Here is a 25,510-nt window from a genome sequence, read left to right as displayed (position 1 = left end):
TTTCGCACCGACCCCGCAGTGTGGGGGCTATCCGGTGGCCGATTCCAGCCCGGCGGGCATGGACGCGGCGGCTTTCACGTCCTCCATGAAGGCGAAGCCAGCCCGGCCGCGCTCCTTCACGTAGTACATGGCGCGGTCGGCGGCGTTCATCAGCTCGGGCAATGCCGCACCGTCCTTCGGATAGCGGGCAATCCCCACGCTGGCGCCCACGTTGAGCAACTGCCCCTGGTAGGGCACCGGCTGGGAGATGAGCAGAATCAGGTTCTGGGCCTGCAGCACCAACTGTTTGCGGTCAAGCCGCCCCGACAGCAGCACCACAAATTCGTCACCGCCCAGCCGGGCCACGATGCCCCGGCCCCGCACCTCGGTGCCCAGCCGCTTGGCCACACTGCACAGCACCGCGTCGCCCGCCGCGTGCCCAAACTGGTCGTTCACGGGCTTGAAATGGTCCAGGTCGATCAGCAGCAAGGCAGAACTGCCCGCATGGGCGATCAGCTGTGGCGCATGCTGGGTCCAGCCCGCGCGGTTGTAGATGCCGGTCAAGGCATCGGTGTGCGCGGCGGCGCTGAGCTGTTGGGTGCGCAGGCCCAGTTCCCCGTTGAGCCGGTGGATGCGCAGGATCCGGCTGCCGATGGCGATGGCAAACACCAGGGTCTCCACCACCGCCCCCAGTTGCAGCAGCAGGTAGGGAAACGACAATTTCAGCACGCCATAGATGTTCAGCACCGTACCCACCGCCGAGAGGTCCAGCAAGGTCAACCCCGCAAAGTACCAGCGGGCGGGCGGGCCGCCGCGGCGCAGCACCACAAAGCCGCCCCACCACATCAGGCACGGCACGAACAAGCCGATCGCCTGGGTCAACAGCAGCGACAGTGGAAACCAGCCCATCAGCGCCAGCACCGCCGCCACCGGGCCCAGCACCAGCACCCGCCGGGTCCACTGGTCCAGGCGCCGGGCGTGTTCCTCCAAGGCCAGAAAGCGCAGACTGAACAGCCCCGCAAAAGTCACCCACAGCGGAATCGCCGCCGACAGGATGTAGGGGACCCAGGACCGGGCGCCCGGCAAAAGATACCGCGCCAGATGGCCGTTGATGGCCGTCAACGTGAGCAGGGCGAACATGCTGGCCAAGAAATTGTGGCTGTACATGGCATCGCGGAACACCAGCAGCAGCACCAAATTGGTGGCCACCATGGCCAGCAAAAAACCGTAGCAGATGCCATGGAACAGCGACCACCCCTGCTCGGCTTGCCCGAATACCGCGGCGTCCCAGACGGTAAACGCAAAATACTCCGGAAAGTAGGATGCCACCCGCAGGTAGACCGTGTAATCGCCGGGCTGCTCCAGGCTGAACCGGTAGACCGCCCGGTTGCCACCCAAAGACGACATGGCCGAGGCCGACAGGAACCCGATATCCACCGGCGCGGCCAGCGCCCGCCCCTGCGCATCAAACGGGCCGAAGACCTGGATCTCCCGCGCTGCAGACTGGTTGCTGTCGATCAGCCATGCGCCCTCTTCGCCGGTTTGGCGCAACTGGAACTTGAACCAGCGCGCATGCCCGTCCAGGCCCGCCTGCTGGATGAGTTTGCCTGGCACGGCAAACAGGGCATCGACGGCAGTCGTGCGCACGCTGGCAATGTCCATATCCCCCTGCGTATCGACCAGCACCCCGGTACGGCCTACCAATGACACGCCGGTCGCGGCGCTGGTCAGCACCACGGTAGGCACCTCTGCCGCCCGGGCTGCGCTACTCCAAAGACACATCCAGGCGAGCATCCACGCACCCATCCAACGGAATATGCGGTAGCGTTCAGCAGCACAAACCATAAATCCCCTCAATCAGCATTCAGTCGGTTTGCGGTAGATTTCAACAGGAAATGACTTTCACCGATAGCAAAAGTACACAACTTTTACTGGTAGATTGATGATGGTCAACGGTATACCGTGGCCTCCCTCCCGCACCGCCCACCTTCCTCCCGAAAGCCCCCCATGTGGCAACCCTGCACGCGCTACCCCGACCCCGACATCACCGTCCTGGACCCGCGCGGTGAACCGTACTTTCTCTTCAACGCCGCCGTGGAACGCATCGCCACCGGCATGCGCTGGGCCGAGGGGCCGGTGTGGTTTGGCGACGGGCGCTACCTGCTGTGGAGCGACATCCCCAACAACCGCACCATGAAATGGGAGGAGCAGACCGGCGCGGTCAGCGTGTTCCGCCAGCCATCCAACTTTGCCAACGGCCACACCCGCGACCGCCAGGGCCGCCTGGTGGGCTGCGAGCACGGTGGCCGCCGCGTGGTGCGCACCGAGTACGACGGCAGCATCACCGTGCTGGTCGACCAGTTCAACGGCAAGCCGCTGAACTCGCCCAACGACGTGGTGGTCCACACCGACGGCAGCGTGTGGTTCACCGACCCGCCCTTCGGCATCCTGGGCCACTACGAAGGCCATGCCGCCGTGCCCGAGCAGCCCACCTGCGTCTACCGCTTCGACCCCGCAACCGGCCGGTGCACCGTGGCCACCGACGCGGTAGACCGGCCCAACGGTCTGTGCTTCTCACCCGATGGCCAGCGCCTGTACGTGGTCGAGTCCGGCGCCACGCCCCGGCGCATCCGGGTGTTTGGTGTAGAGCATGGTGTGGACGGCACGCGCCTGGTCAATGACCGGGTGTTTGTGACCTGCGCCGAGGGCGAGAGCCCCGACGGCTTTCGTTGCGATGTAGACGGCAACCTGTGGGCCGGCTGGGGCGGCCCCCCCGGTCGCGACGGCGTGGTGGTCTTCGCCCCCGACGCCACCCCCCTCGCCCACATCGCCCTGCCCGAGCGCTGCGCCAACCTGTGCTTCGGAGGCCCGGCCCGGAATCGCCTGTTCATGGCGGCGAGCCAGTCGGTGTATGCCTTGTATGTGGGGGTGCAGGGGGTGGCGGGGGGTTAAAGCTCCTTGCGAAAGAAAATTTGACGCCCGTTCCAGCGTTTGGACACCGCATTGAACCCAAGGTCGGAGTAGATTTTTGTAGAGGCCACATTGAACTCATTGGTGTCGAGACAAGCAGACTTACAACCCGCACGGTTTGCTCGGGCCAGCGCGAACTGGATGAGTGCTTTGCCCGTGCCTTGCTTGCGCAGCGTGGGGGTCACGAAGAGGTCTTCGATGGTGGCCTCCAGGCCATTTGCCCACATGGAATGGCGATACCGCAGCAGCACGTAACCCACCGGCTGCCCTTCGGCACTCGCAATGTAGAACTCTGCATCGTGGGCGGCAAGCAGCAGGCGAATACTCGCGCTAAATTCGGAGTTCGAAGGCGCAAGCCGCGCAAGATGCTCGCGAAAAGGGACCGCCAAACTGACCAGCTTGTGCGCATCGGCAGGGGTGGCAACTTGGATATTCATAGGGCAAGGTGTATGTGATTCATCTGCCGCGCGTCGCATAAAAAGGCGATCGCGCCGGCATACAAGATTGAACAGCGCCAAGACTCTACAAGAAGAGCAGGAGTGCCCACATTCGCAATAGAACCAATGTGCAGCCCCCATTGACGGGACTCGATCCATTGCCTCTGAACGAATCGCCACCCATACGCCAGACACGTATTGCTACTTTTAATGTAGTAAAAAACAGGAGCTGCTCACGCCCATTCCATAAGCACAAATGGCTGATTTGGTACCTTAAAAACGGCCTGAAATTCTCAAACAGGCAAATTGCCCACCCAGCTCGCGCTCTAGGCGCGATGCCCGGCGCAGCCGGGCCGATCCCGCTCCCCGGGGTCCCCATCTGTATGCGCCGAGGAGCACAGCTTTGGGCGGATCAGGGCTGGCGTTGTTTGAGCGCCAGCGAGTTTAGCCAGACCCCGCCCAAAGCGAGCACCGCAGGTTCCCGTAGCGCTAGCGGAGGGCGCAGACAGTTGGGGCGCCTTTCTTTTGGTGTCTTTTCTTTTGCGCAAAAGAAAAGATACTGCGCCGCCGGGCGCACCACCCGGCCGGGGATGCTCATGCCACCCAGAAACCGTCAACGTCAACCCGCCAATAGGGGTCGGAGCCCAAATGCGGGGTACACCGTGCTCGACCCGCCAGCAAGCTTCGCGCAATTGGGATCCGACCCCCATTGGCTAGCGCCGCTCTAAGCCAAATCAGCCTCCACCGCCCATTCCATCAGCACAACCAGGTACTTAATTCGTAGCAGGTTGCAAATCCGCCCGGTGCTTGCGCAGCGCGGCCTGGACGATGTCGTGCATGCCTTGGGCTTCTTCGGTGTCCAGGGCGGCCAGCAGGGCGCGGCGCATGCGGGGTTCCCAGAACTTGCGGATGTGGGTGGCGAGGTCGTCCAGGGCTTCTTCGCGCTCGGGCATGGTCTCGAAGAAATCGCCAATCTGGTTGGCCATGTGGATGAGGTTGTCGGCTTTCATGGGGGCGGTTCCAGTTGGATCTGTTCGGGGTGGCTGTACACGCTGGCGTTGTCGCCGCGGGCAAAGCCCAACAAGGTGATGCCTGCGGCCTGGGCCACGTCGATGGCCAGGGCGGTGACGCCGGAGATGGCGGCCAGCAGGGCGACACCGGCGCAGGCGGCTTTTTGCACCATCTCGAAGCTGGCGCGGCTGGTGACCACGATGAAGCCGCTGGGTGCATCCAGACGGGCCACCTGCAACGCGCCGACCAGCTTGTCCAGCGCGTTGTGGCGGCCCACATCTTCGCGCACCAGGGCGATGCGACCGTCGGCATGGCACCAGGCGGCAGCATGGGTGGCGCCAGTGGCGTCCAGCAGGTGCTGCTGGCTGCGCAGGGCGGCCAGGGCACGGGCGACTGCCGCTATGGCAAAAGGGGTGGCGGGCGCGGCCACGGGCGCGGGACGGCGCACGGCGTGGGCCAGGCTGTCGGTGCCGCACAGGCCGCAGCCGGTACGGCCGGTGAGGCTGCGGCGGCGGTCTTTGAGGCGGGCAAAGCAGGCGGCGGCAATCTCGATTTGCAGCGTGTGGCCCTGTGGCGACTCCACCAGCTCGATGTCGCGGATCTGGTCCACCGTGTCCACGATGCCCTCGGTAAGCGAGAAGCCGCGGGCAAAGTCTTCCAGGTCGGTGGGGCTGGCCATCATCACCGCGTGCGAGATGCCGTTGTATTCCAGCGCCACGGCCACCTCATCGGCCACCCAGTCGGTGGCGGCAAACACTTTGCCCGCGCGCACGCCCACCACGGCGGCGGGGCGGCCGCCGGGCACGGGGTGGTTGGGCTCGGTGCGCTGCATGGCTACTTGATGGCGTCGGCCAGCACCGGCTTTTTGGACGCTGCCTGCAGCAGGTCCAGCTGGTTCTGGTTGAACGTCGCGTAGGACTTTTGCCATTCGGACGGCTGCGCCACCGGCATCACCTGCACGGCGGTGACCTTGTACTCGGGGCAGTTGGTGGCCCAGTCGGAGTTGTCGGTGGTGATGACGTTGGCCCCCGACTCGGGGAAGTGGAAGGTGGTGTAGACCACGCCGGGCTGCATGCGCTCGGTAACCAGCGCGCGCAGCACGGTGGAGCCCGCACGGCTTTGGATGCCCACCCAGTCGTCGGGCTTGATACCGCGCTCTTCGGCGTCGTGCGGGTGGATTTCCAGCCGGTCTTCGCTGTGCCATTGAACGTTTTCGGTGCGGCGGGTTTGCGCGCCCACGTTGTACTGCGACAGGATGCGCCCGGTGGTCAGCAGCAGCGGGAACTTGCGGGTGACCTTTTCTTCGGTGGCCACGTACTGGGTGATGATGAAGCGCCCCTTGCCGCGCACAAACTGGTCGTGGTGCATGGTCTCGGTGCCCAGCTCGGCGGTGTCTTCGTTGCAGGGCCACTGCACGCTGCCGTGCTGGTCGATCTTCTCGTAGCTCACACCGTGGAAGGTGGGGGTCAGCGAGGCGATCTCGGCCATGATTTCGCGCGGGTGCCTGTAGGCCATGGGGTAGCCCAGGGCGTTGGCCAATTTGACGGTAACTTCCCAGTCGGCCAGGCCGGCCTTGGGTGGCATGACCTTGCGCACACGGGAGATGCGGCGTTCGGCATTGGTGAAGGTGCCGTCTTTTTCCAGGAAGGACGCACCGGGCAGGAACACATGGGCGTACTTGGCGGTTTCGTTCAAAAAGATGTCTTGCACCACGATGCATTCCATGGCGCTGAGTGCCGCCACCACGTGCTGGGTGTTGGGGTCGGACTGCACGATGTCCTCGCCTTCGCAGTACAGGCCCATGAAACTGCCCGACAGCGCGGCATCGAACATGTTGGGGATGCGCAAGCCCGGTTCGGCCTGCAGCGACACGCCCCAGGCAGCTTCGAATTCGCCGCGCACGGTGGAGTCGGAGATATGGCGGTAGCCCGGCAGCTCGTGCGGGAACGAGCCCATGTCGCACGCGCCCTGCACGTTGTTCTGGCCGCGCAGCGGGTTCACGCCCACGCCTTCACGGCCCACGTTGCCGGTGGCCATGGCCAGGTTGGCAATGCCCATCACCATGGTGGAGCCCTGGGAGTGCTCGGTCACGCCCAGGCCGTAGTAGATGGCCGCGTTGCCACCGGTGGCGTACAGGCGGGCGGCAGCGCGCAGCTCGGCAGCGGGCACGCCGGTGACCTGCTCCAGCGCTTCGGGCGAATTCTCGGGCTTGGCGACAAAGTCGCGCCACTGCTGGAAGGACTTGTCGTCGCAGCGCTCGGCAATGTAGGCGCTGGCCAGCAGGCCCTCGGTGACCACCACGTGGGCCAGGGCGGAGATCACCGCCACGTTGGTGCCGGGCTTGAGCTTCAAGTGGTAGTCGGCCTGCACGTGGGGCGAACGCACCATGTCGATGGTGCGCGGGTCGATGATGATCAGCTTGGCACCTTCGCGCAGGCGCTTCTTCATGCGCGAGGCAAATACCGGGTGGCCGTCGGTGGGGTTGGCACCGATGACCATGATCACGTCGGCCTGCTCCACCGACTTGAAGGTCTGGGTACCGGCCGAGGTGCCAAAGGTCTGGCCCAGGCCGTAGCCGGTGGGCGAATGGCAGACGCGGGCGCAGGTGTCCACGTTGTTGTTGCCAAAGGCGGCGCGCACCAGCTTTTGCACCAGGTAGGTTTCTTCGTTGGTGCAGCGCGACGAGGTGATGCCGCCGATGGAATCGCGCCCGTGCTTGGCCTGGATGCGGCGGAACTCGCTGGCGGCGTAGCCAATGGCTTCGTCCCAGCCCACCACCTGCCAGGGGTCGGTGATGCTCTTGCGGATCATCGGGGTGGTGATGCGGTCCTTGTGGGTGGCGTAGCCCCAGGCGAAGCGGCCCTTGACGCACGAGTGGCCTTCATTGGCCTTGCCGTCTTTCCAGGGCACCATGCGCACCACTTCATTGCCCTTCATCTCGGCCTTGAAGGCGCAGCCCACGCCGCAGTAGGCGCAGGTGGTGATCTTGCTGTGCTCGGGCTGGCCCATCATGATGACGGTCTTCTCCGTCAGGGTGGCGGTGGGGCAGGCCGAGACGCAGGCACCGCAGCTCACGCAGTCGGATTCCATGAACGGCTGGTCTTGCCCCGCCGACACGCGGGATTCAAAGCCCCGGCCCGAGATCGTCAGCGCAAACGTGCCCTGGGTTTCTTCGCAGGCGCGCACGCAGCGGTTGCAGACGATGCACTTGGCCGGGTCGTAGGTGAAGTACGGGTTGGACTCGTCCTTCTTGGCATGGAAGTGGTTGGCCCCTTCCATGCCGTAACGCACTTCGCGCAAACCGGTCACGCCCGCCATGTCTTGCAGCTCGCAGTCGCCGTTGGCGGCGCAGGTCAGGCAGTCCAGCGGGTGGTCAGAGATGTACAGCTCCATCACGCCCTTGCGCAGCTCTTGCAGCTTGGGGCTTTGGGTGCGCACTTTCATGCCCGACTCGACCAGCGTGGTGCACGAAGCGGGGTAGCCCTTGCGGCCCTCCACTTCCACCAGGCACAGGCGGCAGGAGCCAAACGGCTCCAGGCTGTCGGTGGCGCAGAGCTTGGGCACGTTGATGCCCGCGTCCACCGCCGCGCGCATCAGCGAGGTGCCCGCAGGCACGGTGACGGACTCGCCGTCGATCTCCAGCGTGACCTCTTGCGTGGAGGTGCGCAGGGGGGTGCCAAAGTCAATTTCTGTGTGGTTGTGCATGGTGTACTCCTGGAGCCTAACTTTCATGGATTTGGGTGCAGGGCACGCCGAGCCATGAAAGTTGTTTCAAGTTAAACGGGCAGACCGAAGTCTTGGGGGTAGTGGTTCAGTGCCGACAGCACCGGAAACGGCGTCATGCCGCCCATGGCGCACAGCGAGCCGTGGACCATGGTGTCGCACAGGTCGCGCAGCAATTGGACCTGCTGGGGCCGGTTTTCGCCATCGCGGATGCGGTCGATCACCTCGACACCGCGGGTGGAGCCAATGCGGCAGGGCGTGCACTTGCCGCAGGACTCGATGGCGCAGAACTCCATGGCGTAGCGGGCCAGCCGCGCCATGTTGGCCCGGTCGTCGTGCACCACGATGCCGCCGTGGCCCACCACCGCGCCTACGGCTGCATAGGCCTCGTAGTCCAGCGGAATGTCCCACTGCGACTCGGGCACGTACGCGCCCAGCGGCCCGCCCACCTGCACCGCCTTGATGGGGCGGCCGCTGGCCGAGCCCCCGCCAAAGTCATACATCAGCTCGCGCAGGGTCACGCCAAAGGCCTTTTCCACCAGGCCGCCGTGCAAGATGTTGCCCGCCAGCTGGATCGGCAAGGTGCCGTGCGAACGGCCCACGCCATAGTTGCGGTAGAAGGCCGCACCGCGCGCCAGGATGATGGGCACGGAGGCCAGCGTGATCACGTTGTTGATGACGGTGGGCTTGCCAAAAAGGCCGCTGAGCGCAGGCAGCGGCGGCTTGGCGCGCACGATGCCGCGTTTGCCCTCCAGGCTCTCCAGCATGGCGGTTTCTTCGCCGCAGACATAGGCCCCGGCGGCCATGCGCACGTGCAGATGAAAGCTGTGCGCGCTGCCCAGCATCTGCTCGCCCAAAAAGCCTGCGGCGGTGGCCAATTCGATCGCACTGCGCATGGTGGCCACGGCGTGCGGGTACTCGGAGCGGATGTACACATAGCCCTGGGTAGCCCCGGTGGCCACCGCCGCAATCGCCATGCCCTCGATGAGCATGAAGGGGTCGCCTTCCATGGTCATGCGGTCAGAGTAGGTGCCAGAGTCGCCCTCGTCGGCGTTGCAGACGATGTACTTTTGCGCGGCCTGGGCCGCAGCCACCGTCTTCCATTTGATGCCTGCCGGAAAGGCCGCGCCGCCCCGGCCCCGCAGGCCGGAGTCCAGCACCTGCTGCACCACCTCGGCGGGGCTGAGTTGCAGGGCTTTGCGCAGACCGGCAAAGCCTTCATGCGCCTCGTAGTCGGCCAGCGACAGCGGGCGGGTGATGCCCATGCGGGCAAAGGTCAAGCGCTCCTGCTTTTGCAGGAAAGGCATGTCTTCCGGGCGGCCCAGGTGCAGCGGGTGGCTGGCGCCCCAGGCGGCATCGAACAGGCTGGCCACGTCTTCCTCGGCCACCGGGCCAAAGGCGATGCGGCCTGCGGGCGTAACCACTTCGACCAGCGGCTCCAGCCAGAACAGGCCGCGCGAACTGTTGCGGCGCAGCTCGATGGCCAGGCCACGCCGGTCGGCCTCGGCCTGGACGGCCAGAGCGACTTCGTCGGCACCCACGGCCAACGCGGCGGAATCACAGGGGACATAGATGATCATGCTGCGCTCCCGGCCTGGGCGACCAGGCGGTCGAATTTTTGGATATTCATGCGCGCATGCAGCTTGGCATCGACCACCATGGCCGGGGACGAGGCGCACAGGCCCAGGCAGTACACCGGCTCCAGCGTGACCGCGCCGTCTGGCGTGGTGCCGGGGTGGTCGCCATGCAGGCCCAGGCGCACGCAGGCGTGGGCCCAGAGCTGCTCGCCCCCCATGGACTGGCAGGACTCGGCCCGGCAGATCTGCACCACCTGGCGGCCCGCAGGCGCGGAACGGAAGTGGTGGTAGTAGGTGACCACGCCGTGCACCTCGGCGGTGGACAGGTTCAGCGCTTTGGCGATGCTGGGCACGGCATCGGCGGGGATGTGGCCCAGCGCGTCCTGCACGGCGTGCAAGATGGGCATCAGCGCGCCGGGCAGGTGCTGGTGGGCAGCAACTGCCGTGGCAACGGCATCAAAGGTGTGGTCAGGTGTCATGGTGGGCTTGCCGGTGGGGCGCTAGGCGCTCTTTTCTGGTTGCAGTATCAATGGAAGAATTTGGCCACGCTGAGCAGCGTGCGGTAGATGCCCCAACCCAGGGGCAAAGCCACCGCCATCCAGGCCATCGCCACGAAGGCCGGGTTCACCGCAGCGCTGCTGCCGGTGCCACTGCCGCGCAGCTCGGAACCGGCGGCTTTTTCATGCGCCAGGCGTTTTTCTACGGCGAGTTCGGCATCGGTCATGAAGTACTTGTCGGCCACCGGGCGGATCAGCAGGTTGCACACCAGGCCCACCGCCAGCATGCCCATCAAGATGTACATGGTCTGGTTATAAACCTGTTCGCGCGGCAAGCCCAGGCCCAGCTGGTATTCCCGCATGTAATTCACCACTACCGGGCCCAGCACACCGGCGGTGGCCCAGGCGGTTAGCAGGCGGCCGTGGATGGCACCCACCATTTGCGTTCCAAACAGGTCGGCCAAGTAGGCGGGCACGGTGGCAAAACCACCGCCGTACATGCTCAAAATCACGCACAGTGCGGCCACAAACAAAAGGATGCTGCCTGCTGCCGCGCTGCCGGGCACGCTGAAGTACATGGCACCGCCCAGCACGAAGAACACCACATAGGTGATCTTGCGGCCCAGCTTGTCGGACAGGCTGGCCCACACAAAGCGCCCACCAATGTTGAACAGGCTCAGCAGCGCGGTAAACCCCGCCGCCACCGTGGCAATGGCCGCCAGCTGGGTTTTGTCCAGCTCGCCGTACTTTTGCGTCAGGCCAATCAGCGAGCCGCCAAACACCTCTTGCAGCATGGGCGATGCCATGCCGATCACGCCGATACCGGCGCTGACGTTCATGCACAGCACCATCCACACCAGCCAAAACTGTGGAATGCTCCAGACCTTGCTGACGTGCACGTGGCGCTGGGTGATCATGTTGTTGCTGGTATTGGGCGCGGGTGGGGTCCAACCGGCGGGTTTCCAGCCGGTTTCGGGCACGCGGTAGCCCAGGGCACCGGCCAGCATGAACACAAAGTACACCAGCGCCATGACGATGAAGGACTGCATCACGCCGACGTCGGTGGGGCTAGCGAAATGCTTCATCAAATCCGCCGCCAGCGGGCTGCCGATCATGGCACCGCCGCCAAAGCCCATGATGGCCATGCCGGTGGCCATGCCACGCCGGTCGGGGAACCACTTGATCAGCGTGGACACGGGCGAGATGTAGCCCAACCCCAGGCCGATGCCGCCGATCACGCCCGAGCCCAGCAGCATCAGCCAGAACTGGTGCAGGTGGATACCCAACGCAGAGATCAGCATGCCGCCGCACCAGCACAGCGCGGCCACCACACCGGCCTTGCGCGGACCGGCACGCTCCAGCCAGCCGCCCCACAGCGCCGCCGACGAGCCCAGCAGCACAAAAAACAGGGTGTACATCCAGCCCAGGGTAGAAATCTTCCAATCGCAGTTAGTGACAAACAGCTCCTGGAAGAAGCCAATTTCGGGTCCACATTTGATACTTTCCTTGATCCCTAGCGCCTTGGATAGCGGCAGCCAGAAGACCGAAAAACCATAGGCCATGCCGATGCACAGATGGATGGCCAGCGCTGCGGGGGGGACCAACCAGCGGTTGAATCCAGGGCCCGCGATGGTGCCTTCCTTGTCCAGGAATCCTGCCATGAGATGTGTCTCCGTTTTTTTTATCCCCCGGGTATGCGGCGGATTTCATCGTGTCGGAGCGGTTTGTACAGGCGCGGCCCGGGTGGGTCCAATGGAATCTCTACATGGGGTGATTCAAAGTGCGAATGGTGCAGCGCAGCAGCCCCTGCCTGTTTGGGCATTTCAGGGCTATTTTTCAGGCATTAAATCAGCACTCTGCGCTAATTCAATCAGCATGAGAAGCTACTATTTTTATACTTAAAAACAATAGCAACAGTCCACCCGGATTACAGCGGCCAAGTCCCAGCCAATTGCCCGCTGTGGGCGCTGACGTGGCGCAGCCAGTCGGGCGACTCGGCCAGCGCCAGGGCGGCCTGCATGGCGCGCGAGTGGCGCACCACGGCGGGTGCCATGAAGCCGATGGGGGTGCGCACCTCGGGCGCGACCAGCGGCAGCGCTTCCAGTTCGCGGTAGGCCAGCACGGCCGCCAACAAGCCGCCGGGCAGCACGCTGCACACGCTGCCGTCCACCACGCTGAGCACCAGCGAGAAGATGGAATTGGTCTCGATGGCGGGCACCACCTGGATGCCCGCGGCAGCAAAGGCCGCGTCCATGATGGTCCGGTTGTGCATTTCGGGGGTCAGCAGGCACAGCGGCAGATCGGCCAGGGTCTGCCAGGCCACCGGGTCGCGCATCTGCAGGCCGTCGGGGTGGGGCTGCGCGGCGCGGCGCACCAGAAAGTAGTACTCGTCGTACTGCGGCCAGGCCTGCAGCTTGACGGCGCGCTGGTGCATGCGGTCGGTGTAGCCCAGGGCCAGGTCCAGCGACAGGTCTTCCAGCCGCGTCTCCAGCTCCAGCGAGCTCAGCGACAGCACCACCGGCTGGATGCCCGGGTGGCGGGCCTGCAGCATGGCCGCAAACCGCGACAGCACGGGCACCGCCGTGGGAATGGCCCCCATGCGCAGGCGGCCCCGGGGGTAGTCGGCCTCGCTTTTCAGCGCCTGCTGCAGCACCTCGTGCTCGTGCAGCATGCGGTGCGCGGCCAGCAGCACCTGCTCGCCCTCAGGCGTCAGCCCCTCGTAGGTACGGCCCCGGCGCACGATGACCACGCCAAACTCGTCCTCCAGCGCCTTGAGCGCGTTCGATAGGGCGGGCTGGGTGATGTGGCAGGCCAGGGCGGCGCGGCCAAAGTGCTTGTGCTCGTGCAGCGCCGAGAAGTAGCGCATGGCGGCCATGAGGTTCATGGCTTGGGTCAGGTATCTTTGCTGATGGAAATGGTGGGGAATTTCGACGAAAAGTCTTTGTTCTTGCCCGCAATCGACACCGCCACCTGGCGGGCAATGGCCTTGTACAGGCCGGCAATCTCGCCGTCCGGCTCGGCCACCACGGTGGGCTGGCCACCGTCGGCCTGCACCCGGATCTGCAGGTTCAGCGGCAGGGCACCCAGGTAGTCCATACCGAATTCGGCCGCCATCTTCTTGCCGCCATCGGCGCCGAAGATGTGCTCCACGTGGCCACACTGGCTGCACACGTGCACGGCCATGTTTTCCACGATACCCAGAATCGGCACGCCCACCTTTTCAAACATCTTGATGCCCTTGCGCGCATCCAGCAGGGCAATGTCTTGCGGCGTGGTGACGATGACCGCGCCGGTCATGGGCACGCGCTGGCTCAGTGTGAGCTGTATGTCGCCGGTGCCGGGCGGCATGTCGACGACCAGGTAGTCCAGGTCTTTCCAGTTGGTTTGGCGCAGCAACTGCTCCAGCGCCTGGGTGGCCATGGGGCCGCGCCAGACCATGGCCTGGTCCTGGTCCACCAGGAAACCGATCGACATGGCCTGCACGCCGTGGTTTTGCATGGGTTCCATGTTCTTGCCGTCCAGGCTCTCGGGCTTGCCCTGGATACCCAGCATCATGGGCAGGCTGGGGCCGTAGATGTCGGCATCCAGCAGGCCCACGCGGGCCCCCTCAGCCGCCAGCGCCAGCGCCAGGTTCACGGCGGTGGTGCTCTTGCCCACGCCGCCCTTGCCCGAAGCCACGGCCACAATGTTCTTCACACCGGGCAGGAGCTGCACGCCGCGCTGCACCGCGTGGGCGGAGATTTTGGTGGTAATGGTCACGCTGACCTGGCCCACACCGGGCAGGGCCTGTACGGCGGCCACCAGTGCGGCTTGCAGGGCGGCGTGCTGGCTTTGGGCGGGGTAGCCCAGCTCGATGCCGAAGCGGACATCGGCCCCCTGCACGCTCAGGCCGCGGATGGCTTTGGTGGAGACGAAATCGGTGCCGGTGTTGGGATCGATGACGCTTTTAACCGCGTCCAGCACCTGTTGTTCTGAGAAAGGCATGCATAACTCCTGTGGGGGCGCGTAGTCTATGCCCAAAACTTTGCGCCCTATCCCGGTAGGCTTATTCGTCGCCGCCGATGCCGAACAGGCTCAACAAACTGGTGAACAGGTTGAAGATCGACAGGTACAAGCCCACCGTGGCCATCACGTAGTTGGTTTCACCGCCGTTGACGATGCGGCTGGTATCCATCAGGATCAAACCGGCTGACAGCAGGGCCACCATGGCCGACACCGCCAGGCTCAGCGCAGGGATCTCCATGAACACCGCGGCCAGGCCAGCCAGAATCGCGATCACCATACCGGCAAACAAAAAGCCCGCCATGAAGCTGAAGTCGCGCTTGGACGTGACCGCCCAGGCCGACAAGGCCAAAAAGGTTGCGCCGGTAGCGGCCAGCGCCAGCATCACCACCTGGGCACCGCCGGGCATGGACAGCGAACGCGCCACGATGGGGCCCAGTGTGTAGCCCATGAAGCCGGTGAAGGCAAACACGGCGGGAATGGCCCAGCCGCTGTTTTTGAGCTTGTGCACGGCAAACAGCAGGCCAAACATGCCCACCAGCATCACGATCAGACCGGGAGCCGGGGCCTGCAGCACGATGCCCGCGGTGGCCACGGCGGCGCTGAACAGCAGCGTCATCGACAGCAGCGCGTAGGTGTTGCGCAGCACGCGGTGGGCGGCGCCGGGCAGTGTGGAAGGTGTCTGGGTGATCAGCGCGGGGTCCGGGCGACCGGAGGGGGAAATGTGTTCCATGGATTGCTCCTAAGTGGCAGAAAACCCAACCATACGCGCGCCACGGCTACTAAAAAAGCAGAGAATCGTGAAGTATTCATCCCTTAAAAGTTGACAATGACCGAAGCCTTCAGCTACCGCCACCTGCATTACTTCTGGGTCGTTGCCCGCGAGGGTGGCATGGCCCGCGCCGCCGACCGCTTAGGCATGGCGGTGCAAACCGTGAGCACCCAGGTGCGCGAACTCGAGCGCTCGCTGGGTGTGACCCTGCTCAAACCCGTGGGCCGCGGCCTGGTGCTGACCGAAGCCGGGGTGGCCGCCATGCGCCAGGCCGATTTGATCTTCCAGCTGGGCGAAGAGCTGCCCAGCGTGGTGCGCGATGCCATCAGCGCGCCGTCGGTGCGGCTGGCGGTGGGCATCTCGGAGGGCCTGCCCAAGCTGGTGGTGCACCGCCTGCTGCAACCGGTGATGCCCGAGCCGCACCTGCGCCTGCTCTGCCACGAAGACGAGTTCGACGACTTGCTGGGCGACCTGGCCCTGCACCGGCTGGACGTGGTGCTGGCCGACCGCCCCGCCGCCCCCAACCCGAATATCAAGGTGTATAGCCACTCGCTGGGGTCCTCGCCCATGGCCTGGTACGCCCCGCCGCACTTGGCCGAGGCGGTGCAGCAGGACTTCCCCCGCTCGCTGGCCCGCGTGCCCGTGCTGCTGCCCACCACCCACGCGGCGGTGCGGCCCCGGTTGGACCAGTGGTTTGAACGGGTGGGGGTCAAACCCAACATCGTGGGCGAATTTGAAGACAGCGCCTTGCTGGTCACGTTTGGCGCGGGCGGCATGGGCGTGTTTGCCGCCGCCGAATGGGTGCACGAGCAACTCACCGCCCGCTACGGCGTGGCGTACATCGCCCCCTGCGACGGGGTGGAAGAGCGCTTCTACGCGATTGGCACCGAAAAGAAGGTGCAGCACCCGCTGGTGCAGCGGCTGCTGCCGGGCAAACCGTAAGTCAGGCGGCGCCCACTGCCCCGGCCATGTCCAGCCCCGGCCGGGTCAGCCGGATGCGGGGGGCCCGGCGCACCGCAGCGGGCTGCGCAATCTGAAAATCCACCGACGGCTCGGCGCTCAGCCGCACACTGACCGCCTGCGGCGCGGTCCAGCTGCCGTGGGCCTGCAGCCACACGTCTTCGCTGCGGCCTTCCTGCGTCAACCACAGGCGGCCGGTGCCCACGCGAACCACCGCACCGGCGGGCAAACGCAGCGCCACCACGTCCGGTGTGCGCAGTTCGAAATGTTCAATTCTGACCATGGCCATCTCCTACAAAATTCCCCCACCACGGCTTGCGGTGGAGTGGCATTCACTGTAATCTTGTCACCTGTACAGTACCAATACAGTTAACCAAATAGATACCGCCACTGGCCTGCTAATGCCACCAATACAGTCCATGTCCACCACCACGCTCCCGGCCGACCACAGCGCCACCCTGGGCGCGCAGACCACCCTGGTCGACCAGCTGGTGCAGTGGGCCGAGCAGCGTATCCAGCAGCAGGTGTTTCGCCCCGGCATGCGCATGCCCTCGGTGCGGGAGCTGGCGCAGGAGCGCGGGGTGTCGCGCTTTACCGTAGTGGCCGCCTACGAGCGGCTGGTGGCGCGAGGGCACCTGCTGGCGCGGCGGGGTGCGGGGTTCTTTGTGCGCGAAGCGGCGGCCCCCGCCAGCACGCGCGCCCGGTCGGCCCCCGCACGCGCCAAACCGCAGCCGGCCATCAATATGGGCTGGATGGTGCGCAACATGACCAGCGGCATCCCGGCCCACCTGTCGCCGGGCTCGGGCTATCTGCCGCCCGACTTGTGCGGTGGCGACCTGCTCAAACTGGGCCTGCGGGCGCTGGCCAACCACAGCACCAGCCAGCAGCTGGCGCAGGGCGCTTCGGCCCAGGGCTATGCCCCGTTGCGGGCGCAAATCCAGCGCACCCTGGCCGAGCGGGACATTGAAGCCCATCCGTCGCAAATCCTCACCACCACCGGTGCGGCCCAGGCTATCGACCTGGTTTTTCGCATGCTGCTGCGCCCGGGCGACACCGTGCTGGTGGGGGAGCCCGGCTGGTGCAACCCGCTGCTGTGGCTGCAAGGCGTGGAGGTGGTGGGCGTGCCCTACACGCCGCAAGGGCTGGACGTGCAGGCCCTCACCGCGCTGGTGGAGCAGCACAAACCCAAGTTGATGTTCCTCAACCCCGTGCTGCACAACCCCACCGGCACCCTGTTGAGCGCCGCCACGGCCTACCAGATCCTGCGGCTGGCCGAGGCCCATGACATCCTGGTCATCGAAGACGACATCTATTCCGACTTTCTGCCCCAGGGCATGGCCGTGACGCGGTTGGCCAGCCTGGACCAGCTGCGCCGGGTGGTCTACGTGAACAGCTATTCCAAGATGCTCGCGCCCAATATCCGCGTGGGCTACCTGGCGGGCCCGGCCGAGCTGGTGGACACCCTGACCACCCACAAGCTGCTGACCGCGCTGACCACCCCCGAGATCAACGAACGCATCGTCTACAAAGCCCTGACCGAGGGCAGCTACCGCAAGCACTGCCAGCGGGTGCACGCCACCCTGGACAGCCTGCGCGAGCCCGCCTTCAAACGCATGCAGGACCTGGGGCTGCAGGCCTTTTGCCAGCCGCAGGCCGGTTTCCTGGGCTGGTTTAACACCGGGGTAGACACCAACCACCTGGCCGCCCTGGGCCTGGAGGCGGGCTACCTGCTGCGCCCGGGCGCGCTGTTTTCGATGCGGCAAACCCCCAGCCCGTGGATGGGCATCAACATCGCCACCAGCCAGGACCCCGGCATGCTGGCCTGGCTGGCCACCACCCTGGAGCAACTGCGCCAGCGCGGTGGCCCGCTTGCATAAGGCCACCATGGCAGACGCACCACTCCCTACCGCACCCCCTACCGCAGCCCCTGTCGCCCTGTTGCTCACCGGCGGCGGTGCCCGCGCGGCCTACCAGGTGGGCGTGCTCGAGGCCATTGCCGACCTGCGCCTGGCCTGCGGGGCCGGAGGTACGGGCAACCCCTTTCCCATCATCACCGGCACCTCGGCGGGCGCGCTGAACGCCGCCGCCCTGGCCTGCGGGGCGGACGACTTCGACACCGCGGTGCGGCGCATGGTGGGCCTGTGGCAAAACATGGAAGCCGGGCAGGTTTACCGCACCGACCCCATCGGTGTGATGCGCAGCGGCGCACGCTGGCTCACCCTGCTGTCGATGGGCTGGATGCTGGCCAAGTGGCGCAAGGTGCAACCCCGCTCGCTGCTGGACAACCGCCCGCTGCGCGAGCTGTTGGCGCACCTGGTGCCGCTGGAGCGCCTGCCCGGCCTCATCCAGCAAGGCCATGTGCAGGCGCTGGCAGTCACCGCGTCCAGCTACAGTTCGGGCGAACACTTGACCTTTTTCCAGGGCAGCGCATCCCTGCTGCCCTGGACCCGGTCCCAGCGCCAGGGGCTGCGCCAGCCGCTCACGCTGGACCATCTGCTGGCCTCGTCGGCCATTCCCTTCGTGTTTCCGGCCATGCCGCTGGCCTTGAACGGCCACCAGGAGTACTTTGGCGACGGCTCCATGCGGCAATCGGCCCCGGTGGCCGCCGCTATCCATTTAGGCGCTACAAAGGTCCTGGTGGTCGGCGCGGGGCGCATGGTGGAGCCCAAGGGCGAAGCCCCGACCCTGGCGGCAGACAGCTACCCCTCGCTGGCGCAGATCGCGGGCCACGCACTGTCCAGCATCTTTCTGGACGCACTGGCGGTGGACGTGGAGCGGGTGCGCCGCATCAACACCACGCTAGCCCTGATACCGCCCGAGTTGCGCCACAACAGCCCGCTGCGCCCGGTCGATCTGCTGCTGATCGCCCCGTCGGAGCGCATCGACACCATTGCCGCCCGCCACGTACAACACCTGCCGCCCACCATCCGCACCCTGCTTGGCGGCCTGGGCGGTGCCCCCCGCACCGATGCCGCCAAGGGTGCGGCCCTGGCCAGCTACCTGCTGTTCGAGGCCAGTTTCACCCGCGAACTGATGGCCCTGGGCTACGCCGATGCGCAAGCGCAACGGGCGGAGGTATGCCGGTTTTTTGGCTGGGTTGATCCTGAACTGCCAGACTAAAATCGAAGGCTGTTCTGAAAGCCCGCTCCCCCATGCCACGCCAACTCTTCGTCACCACCGCCCTGCCCTACGCCAATGGCAATTTCCACATCGGCCACATCATGGAGTACATCCAGGCCGACATCTGGGTGCGGCACCAACGCATGCAGGGCAACCATGTGAACTTTGTCGGGGCCGACGACACGCACGGCGCGCCCATCATGATTGCGGCTGAAAAGGCCGGCGTCACGCCCCAGCAGTTCGTGGCCAACATCGCCGCCGGGCGCAAGCCGTATCTGGACGGCTTCCACATTGCCTTCGACAACTGGCACAGCACCGACGCGCCGGAAAACCACGCGCTGGCGCAACAGATCTACCGCGACCTGAAGGCCAACGGCCTGATCTCCAGCAAGGTGATCGAGCAGTTCTTCGACCCCGCCAAGAACATGTTCCTGCCGGACCGCTTCATCAAGGGCGAGTGCCCCAAGTGCCATGCCAAGGACCAGTACGGCGACAACTGCGAGGTCTGCGGCTCGGTCTACGCGCCTACCGACCTGATCAATCCCACCTCGACCCTGTCCGGTGCCACGCCCGAACTGAAGAGCTCGGAGCACCTGTTCTTCCAGCTGTCCGACCCGCGCTGCGTGGAGTTTTTGGAGGGCTGGACGCAAGACGGCCGCCTGCAGCCCGAGGTGGCCAACAAGGTCAAGGAATGGTTCACCGTGCGCACCAACCCGGACGGCAGCACCAGTGAAGGCCTGGGCGACTGGGACATCAGCCGCGACGCGCCCTACTTCGGCATCGAGATCCCTGACGCGCCCGGCAAATACTTCTATGTGTGGCTGGACGCGCCCGTGGGCTACCTGGCATCGCTGAAAAACCTGCTCGACAAACGCGGCGAAGACTTCGAGGCCTACATGGCCAACCCTGCGCTGGAGCAGTACCACTTCATCGGCAAGGACATCGTCACCTTCCACACCCTGTTTTGGCCCGCGATGCTGAAGTTCAGCGGCCGCAAGACGCCGGATTCGATCTTTGTGCACGGCTTTTTGACCGTGAACAACGGCGAAAAGATGAGCAAGAGCCGCGGCACCGGCCTGGACCCGCTCAAATACCTGGGCCTGGGCATGAACCCCGAGTGGCTGCGCTACTACATCGCCGCCAAGCTGTCTGCCCGCAACGAAGACATCGACTTCAACGCCGACGACTTCATGGCCCGGGTGAACAGCGACCTGATCGGCAAGTACGTAAACATCGCCAGCCGGGCCGCTGGTTTTCTGGCCAAGCGCTTTGCTGGCAAGTTAAGTGCCTTATCGGCCTCCAGCGCTGATCTGATAAGCGCAATAAGCTCTCAAAAAGAGAGCATTTCCAGTTTGTACGAGCAGCGCGAATACGCCAAGGCCCTGCGCGAAACCATGTTGCTCACCGACCGCGTGAATGCCTACGTGGATGCCAACAAGCCCTGGGAACTGGCCAAGCTAGAAGGTGCCGACGCGCGCCTACAAGACGTGTGCAGCACCTGCATCGAAGCCTTCCGCCTGCTGACCATCTACCTCAAGCCCGTGCTGCCCGCGCTGGCGGCCCAGGTGGAAGCGTTTTTGAACGTCGCCCCCCTGTGCTTTGCCGACGCCGACGCCCTGCTGGGCGCGGGCCACACCATTGGCGACTACAAGCACCTGATGCAGCGCGTGGACGTCAAGCAATTGGATGCATTGTTTGAGCCCCCAGCGCCCGCAGAATCAGCGCAAGCAGCTACAGAAACTGTAGTGCCCGGCGGTGAGGCGATTGCGCCCGTCATCGCCATCGACGACTTCGCCAAGATCGACCTGCGCATCGCCAAGATCCTGAACTGCGAAGCGGTGGACGGCTCCACCAAGCTGCTGCGCCTGACGCTGGACGTGGGCGAGGGTTCGACCCGTAACGTGTTCAGCGGTATCGCAGCACACTACCAGCCAGACCAACTCATAGGCAAACTCACCGTCATGGTGGCCAACCTCGCCCCGCGCAAGATGAAATTCGGCCTCAGCGAAGGCATGGTGCTGGCCGCCAGCCACGCCGACGAAAAGGCCCAGCCGGGCATCTACGTGCTGGAGCCCTTCCCCGGCGCGCAACCCGGTATGCGCATCGGCTAACGACCTCTACGCCATGCCCATGCCATGACCTCGCCCCTCGCCCGCTTCCACCCCCGCCTGCTTGATGCATTGCAGGGCTACAACCGGGAGAGGTTGGGCAAGGATGTGGGCTCCGGGCTCACGGTGGGCATCGTCGCCCTGCCGCTGGCCATGGCGTTTGCGATTGCCAGCGGCCTCAAGCCCGAGGCTGGGCTGTGGACGGCCATCATCGCCGGCTGCATCATTTCGGCGCTGGGCGGCACCACGGCACAGATCGGCGGCCCGGCGGGGGCCTTCATCGTCATCGTCTACGGCATTGTCGAGCGCTACGGCGTGGCAAACCTGCTGATTTCTACCGCCTGCGCAGGCGTGCTGCTGTTTGCGCTGGGCCTGTTCAAGCTGGGCACGCTGGTGCGCTACGTGCCGGTGAGCATCGTCATTGGCTTTACCAACGGCATCGCGGTGCTGATCGGGTTGTCGCAGGTGAAAGACCTGCTGGGGCTGGAGATCGCCAAGATGCCGGGCGACTTCTTTTCGCAGATCAAAGCCATTGCCGGGCACATCCACACGCTGAATTTCTTTGCCCTGGCGCTGGGGGCAATGTGCGTGCTAGGGCTGTTTGTGTGGCCCAAGGTGTTTGTGCAGGGCTCGCCGCTGATCCGCCTGCTGGAGGGCCGCTCGGTGCGCACCTTTGCACGGGTGCCGGGCCCCATCGTGGCGCTGGTCACGCTGTCGCTGCTGGCCTGGGCCCTGGACCTGCCGGTGGAAACGCTGGGCACCCGGTTTGGCAGCATCCCCAGCGGCCTGCCCGCGTTCGAACTGCCCGCCTTCAGCTGGGACACGGTGCGCCTGCTGGTCACGCCCACGCTGACCATCGCCCTGCTGGGCGCGGTGGAGTCGCTGCTCTGCGCCCGCGTGGCCGACCAGCTCGCCAGCGACCCGCACCACACGAAGCACGACCCCAACCAGGAGCTGATGGCGCAAGGTCTGGCCAACTTCACCGTGGCCTTCTTTGGCGGCATGCCCGCCACCGGCACGATTGCCCGCACCGTGACCAATATCCGCTCCGGGGCCACCTCTCCCATCGCCGGCATCGTGCACGCCGTGGTGCTGGCCGCCGTGGTGCTGGTGGCCGCGCCGCTGGCGCTGTACATCCCGCTGGCGGTGCTGGCGGGCATCTTGCTGTTTGTGGCCTGGAACATGGGCGAATGGCATGAGTTTGTGCGCCTGCGGCAGTTCAGCAACCACTACCGCATGCTGTTGCTGGGCACGTTCTTCCTCACCGTGGTGTTCGACCTGACGGTGGCGGTGGAGGTGGGCATGCTGCTGGCCTGCGCTTTCTTCATCCGCCGCATGAGCACGCTGTTCCATGTGGACGCAGTGGCCGAGGGCGATGGCGCGCTGGTCTACAAGCTGTACGGCGCGCTGTTCTTCGGGGCGGTGGCCAAGATCGACCCCATCGTGCAGGCCGTGGAAAGCCGCCACCACGGCACCCGCGTGGTGCTGGACGCGTCCCAGCTGATTTCGCTGGATGCCAGCGGGCTGGACGCGCTGGAACAGCTGTTCAAAGCCATCGTGCACCGGGGCGGCCAGCTCTACATCAACGACCTGAACGACCAGCCCCGGGCGCTGATGGAGCGCTCGGGCTTTGCGGGCCGGCTCAAAGACTTTCAGACCAGCGCAGCGGCTGCGCTCTGAGTGCGGGCCCGGTCCAGGCTGCCGCTCCAGGCCGTCAGGGCCACGGCCCCCAGCACCACCAGGCCGCCAATCCAGGGGGTATGGGCCAGGCCCAGGTGGGTCACGACCCAGCCGCCGCCCCAGGCGCCCCCGGCAATGCCCAGGTTGAAGGCCGCGATGTTCAGGCCCGAGGCCACGTCTACCGCGTGCGGCGCAACCCGCTGGGCTTGCTGCACCACATAGACCTGCAAGCCCGGCACATTGCCAAAGGCAAATGCGCCCCACACCAGCACGGTGGCCACGGCCAACCAGGGGCTGGAGGCGGTGAGCGACAGCACGAACAGCACGGCGGCCAGGCCCAGGAACAGGATTTTCAAGGCGCTGATCGGGCCGCGCCGGTCGGCCAGTTGGCCACCCCAGATGTTGCCAAACGCCACCGATACGCCGTAGACCATCAGCACCGCGCTGACCGCAGTGGTGCCAAAGCCCGACAGCTCCTGCAGGATGGGTGCCAGATAGGTAAAGGCGATAAACGAGCCGCCATAGCCCACCGCCGTCATGGCGTAGACCAGCAGCAGGCGCGGCTGTTGAAGCACCTGCAGCTGCTGCAGCACGCTGGCGGGCTTGCTGTGCTTCAGAGTGGACGGTATGAAGACCAGGCTGATCAGCATCGCCACCACACCCAGCGCGGCCACCGCCAAAAATGTGGCACGCCAGCCAAAGTGCTGACCGATGAAGGTGCCCAACGGCACGCCAGTGACCAGGGCCACAGTGAGGCCCGAGAACATGGTTGCAATCGCGCTGGCGGCTTTGTCCTTGGGCACCAGGCTGGTGGCGATGGTGGAGCCGATCGAAAAGAACACGCCGTGGGCCAGGCCCGTCAGCACCCGCGCCACCACCAGCGCGGTGTAGCCCGGGGCCTGCCAGGCCACCAGGTTGCCGATGGTGAACAGCAGCATCAGGCCCAGCAGCAGCATCTTGCGCGGCACTTTGCCGGTCATTGCCGTCAGTACCGGCGCGCCGACGGCCACGCCCAGCGCGTACAGGCTGACCAGCAGGCCCGCGGAAGGAATGCTGACCCCCAGGTCGGCGGCCATAGTGGGAATCAGGCCGACGATCACGAACTCGGTCGTGCCGATGGCAAAGGCGCTGATGGTCAGCGCAAGCAAGGCAAGTGGCATAAAGCACCTCAAATAGTCACAGAAGCCTGGATTCTGGGTGACTTACCTTTGCAGAAAAAGCGCTATATCGGCACAAGATACTTGCTTATGATTCAAGAATGAAAACCACACTGGACGAACTGCAGGCCTTTGCCACCGTGATTGACGCGGGCTCCATCACCGCAGCCGCCGATCACCTAGGCCAAACCGTGTCGGCCATCAGCCGCTCGCTGGGCCGCCTGGAGAAAAAGCTGGACGTGACCCTGCTGCGCCGCACCACCCGCCGCCTGGAGCTCACCGAGGAAGGCGCCGTATTTCTGGCCCAGGCCCGCAAGATCCTGGGCGCGGTGGAGCAGGCCGAGGAGCAGATGGCCCTGCGCCGCAACCGGCCCGCCGGGCGCTTGCGGGTCAACGCCGCGTCGCCCTTCCTGTTGCATGTACTGGTGCCGCTGGTGGCGGGCTTTCGGGCGGCCTACCCGGACATCACGCTGGAGCTCAACAGCAGCGACCAGATCATCGACCTGCTGGAGCACCGCACCGACGTGGCGATCCGCATCGGCCCCCTGGTCGACTCCAGCCTGCACGCCCGCGCCCTGGGCAGCTGCCTGCTGCGCGTGCTGGCCAGCCCGGCCTACCTGAAGGCGGCGGGACGGCCCCGCACGGTGGAAGACCTGGAAAAACTCAGCCTGCTGGGCTTTACCCAGCCCGACAGCCTGAACGCCTGGCCTTTACGCACCACATCAGGCAACCCATCAGGCAACCCCACAGGCGACCGACTGGTGATTGCACCCTCGCTGCGCGCCTCCAGCGGCGAGAGCCTGCGGCAACTGGCCCTGGCGGGCGCGGGTGTGGTGTGTTTGGCCGATTTCATGACCGAGGGCGACCGCGCGCGCGGCGATCTGGTGCAGTTGCTGCCCGGCGCCACGGTGGAAGTGCGCCAGCCCATCCACGCCGTGTACTACCGCAACACCGCGCTGGTGTCGCGCATCGCCTGCTTTCTGGACTACGTGGCGGCCCATTTCACGCCCGGCTAGCGGTTGTGTTCGGCCTCGGGGTCGGGCACGGACAGGGTGCGCAGCACCCGGTAATCGGGGTCGAACACCACGGTGAAGACCTTGGAGGTGTTGGGCGGCTCCAGATACCGCCAGTCGTAGTCCACCTCTTTCTTCAGCTGAAAGGGCGTGACTTTCATCGGCTTGCCCAGCATCTTGCGCACGTCTTCCATCGCCATGCCGGGCTGGACCTTGGCGAAATTTTGCGGGGTCAGCACCTGGCGCAGGGCGCTCATCTTGCCATCTGCGCCGATGGTGATCATGTAGTTCACATGGCCCGCAGGCTGGCGGTTGTATTCGAAGGTGCGGCCCCCTTCAGGGGCGTCCCAGATTTTCTCGGGCTCGCCAAACTGGGCCCGCACATCGGCCTCGGTGGCCACGCCCTCTTCCAATTTGTCAATGCGCTGCGGGTCGCAGGCCGCCAAAGCCAGCACGACACCTACGAAACCCATTAAACCTGCCCATCTTTTCAACATCGCTTGC

The 25,510-nt window shown here is 65.4% G+C and carries 21 protein-coding genes; 7 read left to right on the top strand and 14 right to left on the bottom strand.

All coding sequences use genetic code 11. The features are described from left to right. Nucleotides 1-27: 27 nt before the first annotated feature. Nucleotides 28-1,761 carry a diguanylate cyclase gene (locus AB3G31_RS05385; protein WP_367849168.1) on the bottom strand — a complete coding sequence of 578 codons (1,734 nt, stop codon included), beginning with the start codon at nt 1,759-1,761 and terminating at the stop codon, nt 28-30. 225 nt (nt 1,762-1,986) lie between these two features. Between AB3G31_RS05385 and AB3G31_RS05380 the strand changes: the two genes are divergently transcribed. After that, on the top strand, nt 1,987-2,931 hold the full coding sequence (locus AB3G31_RS05380) for an SMP-30/gluconolactonase/LRE family protein (RefSeq protein WP_367849167.1): 945 nt from the start codon (nt 1,987-1,989) through the stop codon (nt 2,929-2,931). On the opposite strand, the gene AB3G31_RS05375 is transcribed toward AB3G31_RS05380, so the two are convergent. The 10 genes from AB3G31_RS05375 to AB3G31_RS05330 all read right to left on the bottom strand — a co-directional run bounded on the left by AB3G31_RS05375 (nt 2,928) and on the right by AB3G31_RS05330 (nt 14,929). After that, nucleotides 2,928-3,386, bottom strand: coding sequence for a GNAT family N-acetyltransferase (locus AB3G31_RS05375; protein WP_367849166.1), 459 nt, complete (start codon nt 3,384-3,386; stop codon nt 2,928-2,930). The genes AB3G31_RS05380 and AB3G31_RS05375 overlap by 4 nt on opposite strands. Nucleotides 3,387-4,159: 773 nt before the next feature. Further along, entirely contained in the window at nt 4,160-4,396 is a 237-nt protein-coding gene (locus AB3G31_RS05370) for a formate dehydrogenase subunit delta (RefSeq protein ID WP_367849165.1), read from the bottom strand. Beyond that, nucleotides 4,393-5,229: a formate dehydrogenase accessory sulfurtransferase FdhD gene (fdhD, locus tag AB3G31_RS05365; RefSeq protein WP_367849164.1), complete on the bottom strand. Its 837-nt coding sequence runs from the start codon at nt 5,227-5,229 to the stop codon at nt 4,393-4,395. The genes AB3G31_RS05370 and fdhD overlap by 4 nt, the downstream gene beginning before the upstream one ends. Before the next feature lie 2 nt (nt 5,230-5,231). Beyond that, nucleotides 5,232-8,102 carry a formate dehydrogenase subunit alpha gene (gene fdhF, locus AB3G31_RS05360; RefSeq protein WP_367849163.1) on the bottom strand — a complete coding sequence of 957 codons (2,871 nt, stop codon included), beginning with the start codon at nt 8,100-8,102 and terminating at the stop codon, nt 5,232-5,234. A 71-nt stretch (nt 8,103-8,173) separates the two neighbouring features. Beyond that, the gene (locus AB3G31_RS05355; protein WP_367849162.1) at nt 8,174-9,700 is read right to left on the bottom strand and encodes a formate dehydrogenase beta subunit; all 1,527 of its coding nucleotides are present in this window, start codon (nt 9,698-9,700) and stop codon (nt 8,174-8,176) included. Continuing rightward, entirely contained in the window at nt 9,697-10,176 is a 480-nt protein-coding gene (locus AB3G31_RS05350; protein ID WP_367849161.1) for a formate dehydrogenase subunit gamma, read from the bottom strand. The genes AB3G31_RS05355 and AB3G31_RS05350 overlap by 4 nt, the downstream gene beginning before the upstream one ends. A 47-nt stretch (nt 10,177-10,223) precedes the next feature. Continuing rightward, nucleotides 10,224-11,855 (bottom strand): OFA family MFS transporter, encoded by a 1,632-nt coding sequence (locus tag AB3G31_RS05345; RefSeq protein WP_367849160.1) that lies wholly within the window; start codon nt 11,853-11,855, stop codon nt 10,224-10,226. Between the two features lie 266 nt (nt 11,856-12,121). After that, nucleotides 12,122-13,078 (bottom strand): LysR substrate-binding domain-containing protein, encoded by a 957-nt coding sequence (locus AB3G31_RS05340; protein ID WP_367849159.1) that lies wholly within the window; start codon nt 13,076-13,078, stop codon nt 12,122-12,124. Between the two features lie 8 nt (nt 13,079-13,086). After that, complete coding sequence (gene apbC / locus AB3G31_RS05335; RefSeq protein ID WP_367849158.1) at nt 13,087-14,178, bottom strand: iron-sulfur cluster carrier protein ApbC; 1,092 nt, start codon at nt 14,176-14,178, stop codon at nt 13,087-13,089. A gap of 61 nt (nt 14,179-14,239) precedes the next feature. Next, a complete protein-coding gene (locus AB3G31_RS05330) occupies nt 14,240-14,929 on the bottom strand; it encodes a Bax inhibitor-1/YccA family protein (protein WP_367849157.1) in 690 nt (229 codons plus the stop codon). Between the two features lie 96 nt (nt 14,930-15,025). On the opposite strand from AB3G31_RS05330, the gene AB3G31_RS05325 reads away from it, so the two are divergent. Next, the gene (locus AB3G31_RS05325; protein ID WP_367849156.1) at nt 15,026-15,910 is read left to right on the top strand and encodes a LysR family transcriptional regulator; all 885 of its coding nucleotides are present in this window, start codon (nt 15,026-15,028) and stop codon (nt 15,908-15,910) included. Between the two features lies 1 nt (nt 15,911). On the opposite strand, the gene AB3G31_RS05320 is transcribed toward AB3G31_RS05325, so the two are convergent. Beyond that, nucleotides 15,912-16,211 (bottom strand): DUF2917 domain-containing protein, encoded by a 300-nt coding sequence (locus AB3G31_RS05320; RefSeq protein WP_367849155.1) that lies wholly within the window; start codon nt 16,209-16,211, stop codon nt 15,912-15,914. A gap of 136 nt (nt 16,212-16,347) precedes the next feature. Between AB3G31_RS05320 and AB3G31_RS05315 the strand changes: the two genes are divergently transcribed. Genes AB3G31_RS05315 through AB3G31_RS05300 form a run of 4 tightly spaced genes read left to right on the top strand, consistent with a single transcriptional unit; the run spans nt 16,348 to nt 22,836 of the window. Continuing rightward, the gene (locus AB3G31_RS05315) at nt 16,348-17,805 is read left to right on the top strand and encodes a PLP-dependent aminotransferase family protein (RefSeq protein ID WP_367849154.1); all 1,458 of its coding nucleotides are present in this window, start codon (nt 16,348-16,350) and stop codon (nt 17,803-17,805) included. Between the two features lie 7 nt (nt 17,806-17,812). Then, nucleotides 17,813-19,048 carry a patatin-like phospholipase family protein gene (locus AB3G31_RS05310; protein WP_367849153.1) on the top strand — a complete coding sequence of 412 codons (1,236 nt, stop codon included), beginning with the start codon at nt 17,813-17,815 and terminating at the stop codon, nt 19,046-19,048. Nucleotides 19,049-19,080: 32 nt separating this feature from the next. Continuing rightward, nucleotides 19,081-21,159 (top strand): methionine--tRNA ligase, encoded by a 2,079-nt coding sequence (metG, locus tag AB3G31_RS05305; protein ID WP_367849152.1) that lies wholly within the window; start codon nt 19,081-19,083, stop codon nt 21,157-21,159. A gap of 24 nt (nt 21,160-21,183) precedes the next feature. Then, entirely contained in the window at nt 21,184-22,836 is a 1,653-nt protein-coding gene (locus AB3G31_RS05300; protein ID WP_367849151.1) for a SulP family inorganic anion transporter, read from the top strand. On the opposite strand, the gene AB3G31_RS05295 is transcribed toward AB3G31_RS05300, so the two are convergent. Continuing rightward, the gene (locus AB3G31_RS05295) at nt 22,809-23,996 is read right to left on the bottom strand and encodes an MFS transporter (protein ID WP_367849150.1); all 1,188 of its coding nucleotides are present in this window, start codon (nt 23,994-23,996) and stop codon (nt 22,809-22,811) included. The genes AB3G31_RS05300 and AB3G31_RS05295 overlap by 28 nt on opposite strands. A gap of 98 nt (nt 23,997-24,094) precedes the next feature. Between AB3G31_RS05295 and AB3G31_RS05290 the strand changes: the two genes are divergently transcribed. Beyond that, nucleotides 24,095-25,009 carry a LysR substrate-binding domain-containing protein gene (locus AB3G31_RS05290; RefSeq protein ID WP_367849149.1) on the top strand — a complete coding sequence of 305 codons (915 nt, stop codon included), beginning with the start codon at nt 24,095-24,097 and terminating at the stop codon, nt 25,007-25,009. Here AB3G31_RS05290 and bamE read toward each other — a convergent pair. After that, entirely contained in the window at nt 25,006-25,479 is a 474-nt protein-coding gene (bamE, locus tag AB3G31_RS05285) for an outer membrane protein assembly factor BamE (RefSeq protein ID WP_367849148.1), read from the bottom strand. The genes AB3G31_RS05290 and bamE overlap by 4 nt on opposite strands. Nucleotides 25,480-25,510: the final 31 nt, after the last annotated feature.

It is taken from the genome of Rhodoferax sp. WC2427 (assembly GCF_040822085.1).
Lineage (GTDB): Bacteria > Pseudomonadota > Gammaproteobacteria > Burkholderiales > Burkholderiaceae_C > Rhodoferax_B.
This window is presented reverse-complemented; position numbering and strand designations above follow the sequence as displayed.

Excerpts from the sequence above, each read along its gene's own strand:
- AB3G31_RS05325 (WP_367849156.1), top strand. The coding sequence starts at position 15,026 with ATGACCGAAGCCTTCAGCTACCGCCACCTGCATTACTTCTGGGTCGTT.
- fdhF (WP_367849163.1), bottom strand. The coding sequence starts at position 8,102 with ATGCACAACCACACAGAAATTGACTTTGGCACCCCCCTGCGCACCTCC.
- AB3G31_RS05290 (WP_367849149.1), top strand. The coding sequence starts at position 24,095 with ATGAAAACCACACTGGACGAACTGCAGGCCTTTGCCACCGTGATTGAC.
- AB3G31_RS05385 (WP_367849168.1), bottom strand. The coding sequence starts at position 1,761 with ATGTGTCTTTGGAGTAGCGCAGCCCGGGCGGCAGAGGTGCCTACCGTG.
- AB3G31_RS05345 (WP_367849160.1), bottom strand. The coding sequence starts at position 11,855 with ATGGCAGGATTCCTGGACAAGGAAGGCACCATCGCGGGCCCTGGATTC.
- bamE (WP_367849148.1), bottom strand. The coding sequence starts at position 25,479 with ATGGGTTTCGTAGGTGTCGTGCTGGCTTTGGCGGCCTGCGACCCGCAG.
- AB3G31_RS05355 (WP_367849162.1), bottom strand. The coding sequence starts at position 9,700 with ATGATCATCTATGTCCCCTGTGATTCCGCCGCGTTGGCCGTGGGTGCC.
- AB3G31_RS05315 (WP_367849154.1), top strand. The coding sequence starts at position 16,348 with ATGTCCACCACCACGCTCCCGGCCGACCACAGCGCCACCCTGGGCGCG.
- metG (WP_367849152.1), top strand. The coding sequence starts at position 19,081 with ATGCCACGCCAACTCTTCGTCACCACCGCCCTGCCCTACGCCAATGGC.
- AB3G31_RS05350 (WP_367849161.1), bottom strand. The coding sequence starts at position 10,176 with ATGACACCTGACCACACCTTTGATGCCGTTGCCACGGCAGTTGCTGCC.
- AB3G31_RS05375 (WP_367849166.1), bottom strand. The coding sequence starts at position 3,386 with ATGAATATCCAAGTTGCCACCCCTGCCGATGCGCACAAGCTGGTCAGT.
- AB3G31_RS05380 (WP_367849167.1), top strand. The coding sequence starts at position 1,987 with ATGTGGCAACCCTGCACGCGCTACCCCGACCCCGACATCACCGTCCTG.
- apbC (WP_367849158.1), bottom strand. The coding sequence starts at position 14,178 with ATGCCTTTCTCAGAACAACAGGTGCTGGACGCGGTTAAAAGCGTCATC.
- AB3G31_RS05310 (WP_367849153.1), top strand. The coding sequence starts at position 17,813 with ATGGCAGACGCACCACTCCCTACCGCACCCCCTACCGCAGCCCCTGTC.
- AB3G31_RS05295 (WP_367849150.1), bottom strand. The coding sequence starts at position 23,996 with ATGCCACTTGCCTTGCTTGCGCTGACCATCAGCGCCTTTGCCATCGGC.
- AB3G31_RS05370 (WP_367849165.1), bottom strand. The coding sequence starts at position 4,396 with ATGAAAGCCGACAACCTCATCCACATGGCCAACCAGATTGGCGATTTC.
- AB3G31_RS05340 (WP_367849159.1), bottom strand. The coding sequence starts at position 13,078 with ATGAACCTCATGGCCGCCATGCGCTACTTCTCGGCGCTGCACGAGCAC.
- AB3G31_RS05330 (WP_367849157.1), bottom strand. The coding sequence starts at position 14,929 with ATGGAACACATTTCCCCCTCCGGTCGCCCGGACCCCGCGCTGATCACC.
- AB3G31_RS05320 (WP_367849155.1), bottom strand. The coding sequence starts at position 16,211 with ATGGTCAGAATTGAACATTTCGAACTGCGCACACCGGACGTGGTGGCG.
- fdhD (WP_367849164.1), bottom strand. The coding sequence starts at position 5,229 with ATGCAGCGCACCGAGCCCAACCACCCCGTGCCCGGCGGCCGCCCCGCC.
- AB3G31_RS05300 (WP_367849151.1), top strand. The coding sequence starts at position 21,184 with ATGACCTCGCCCCTCGCCCGCTTCCACCCCCGCCTGCTTGATGCATTG.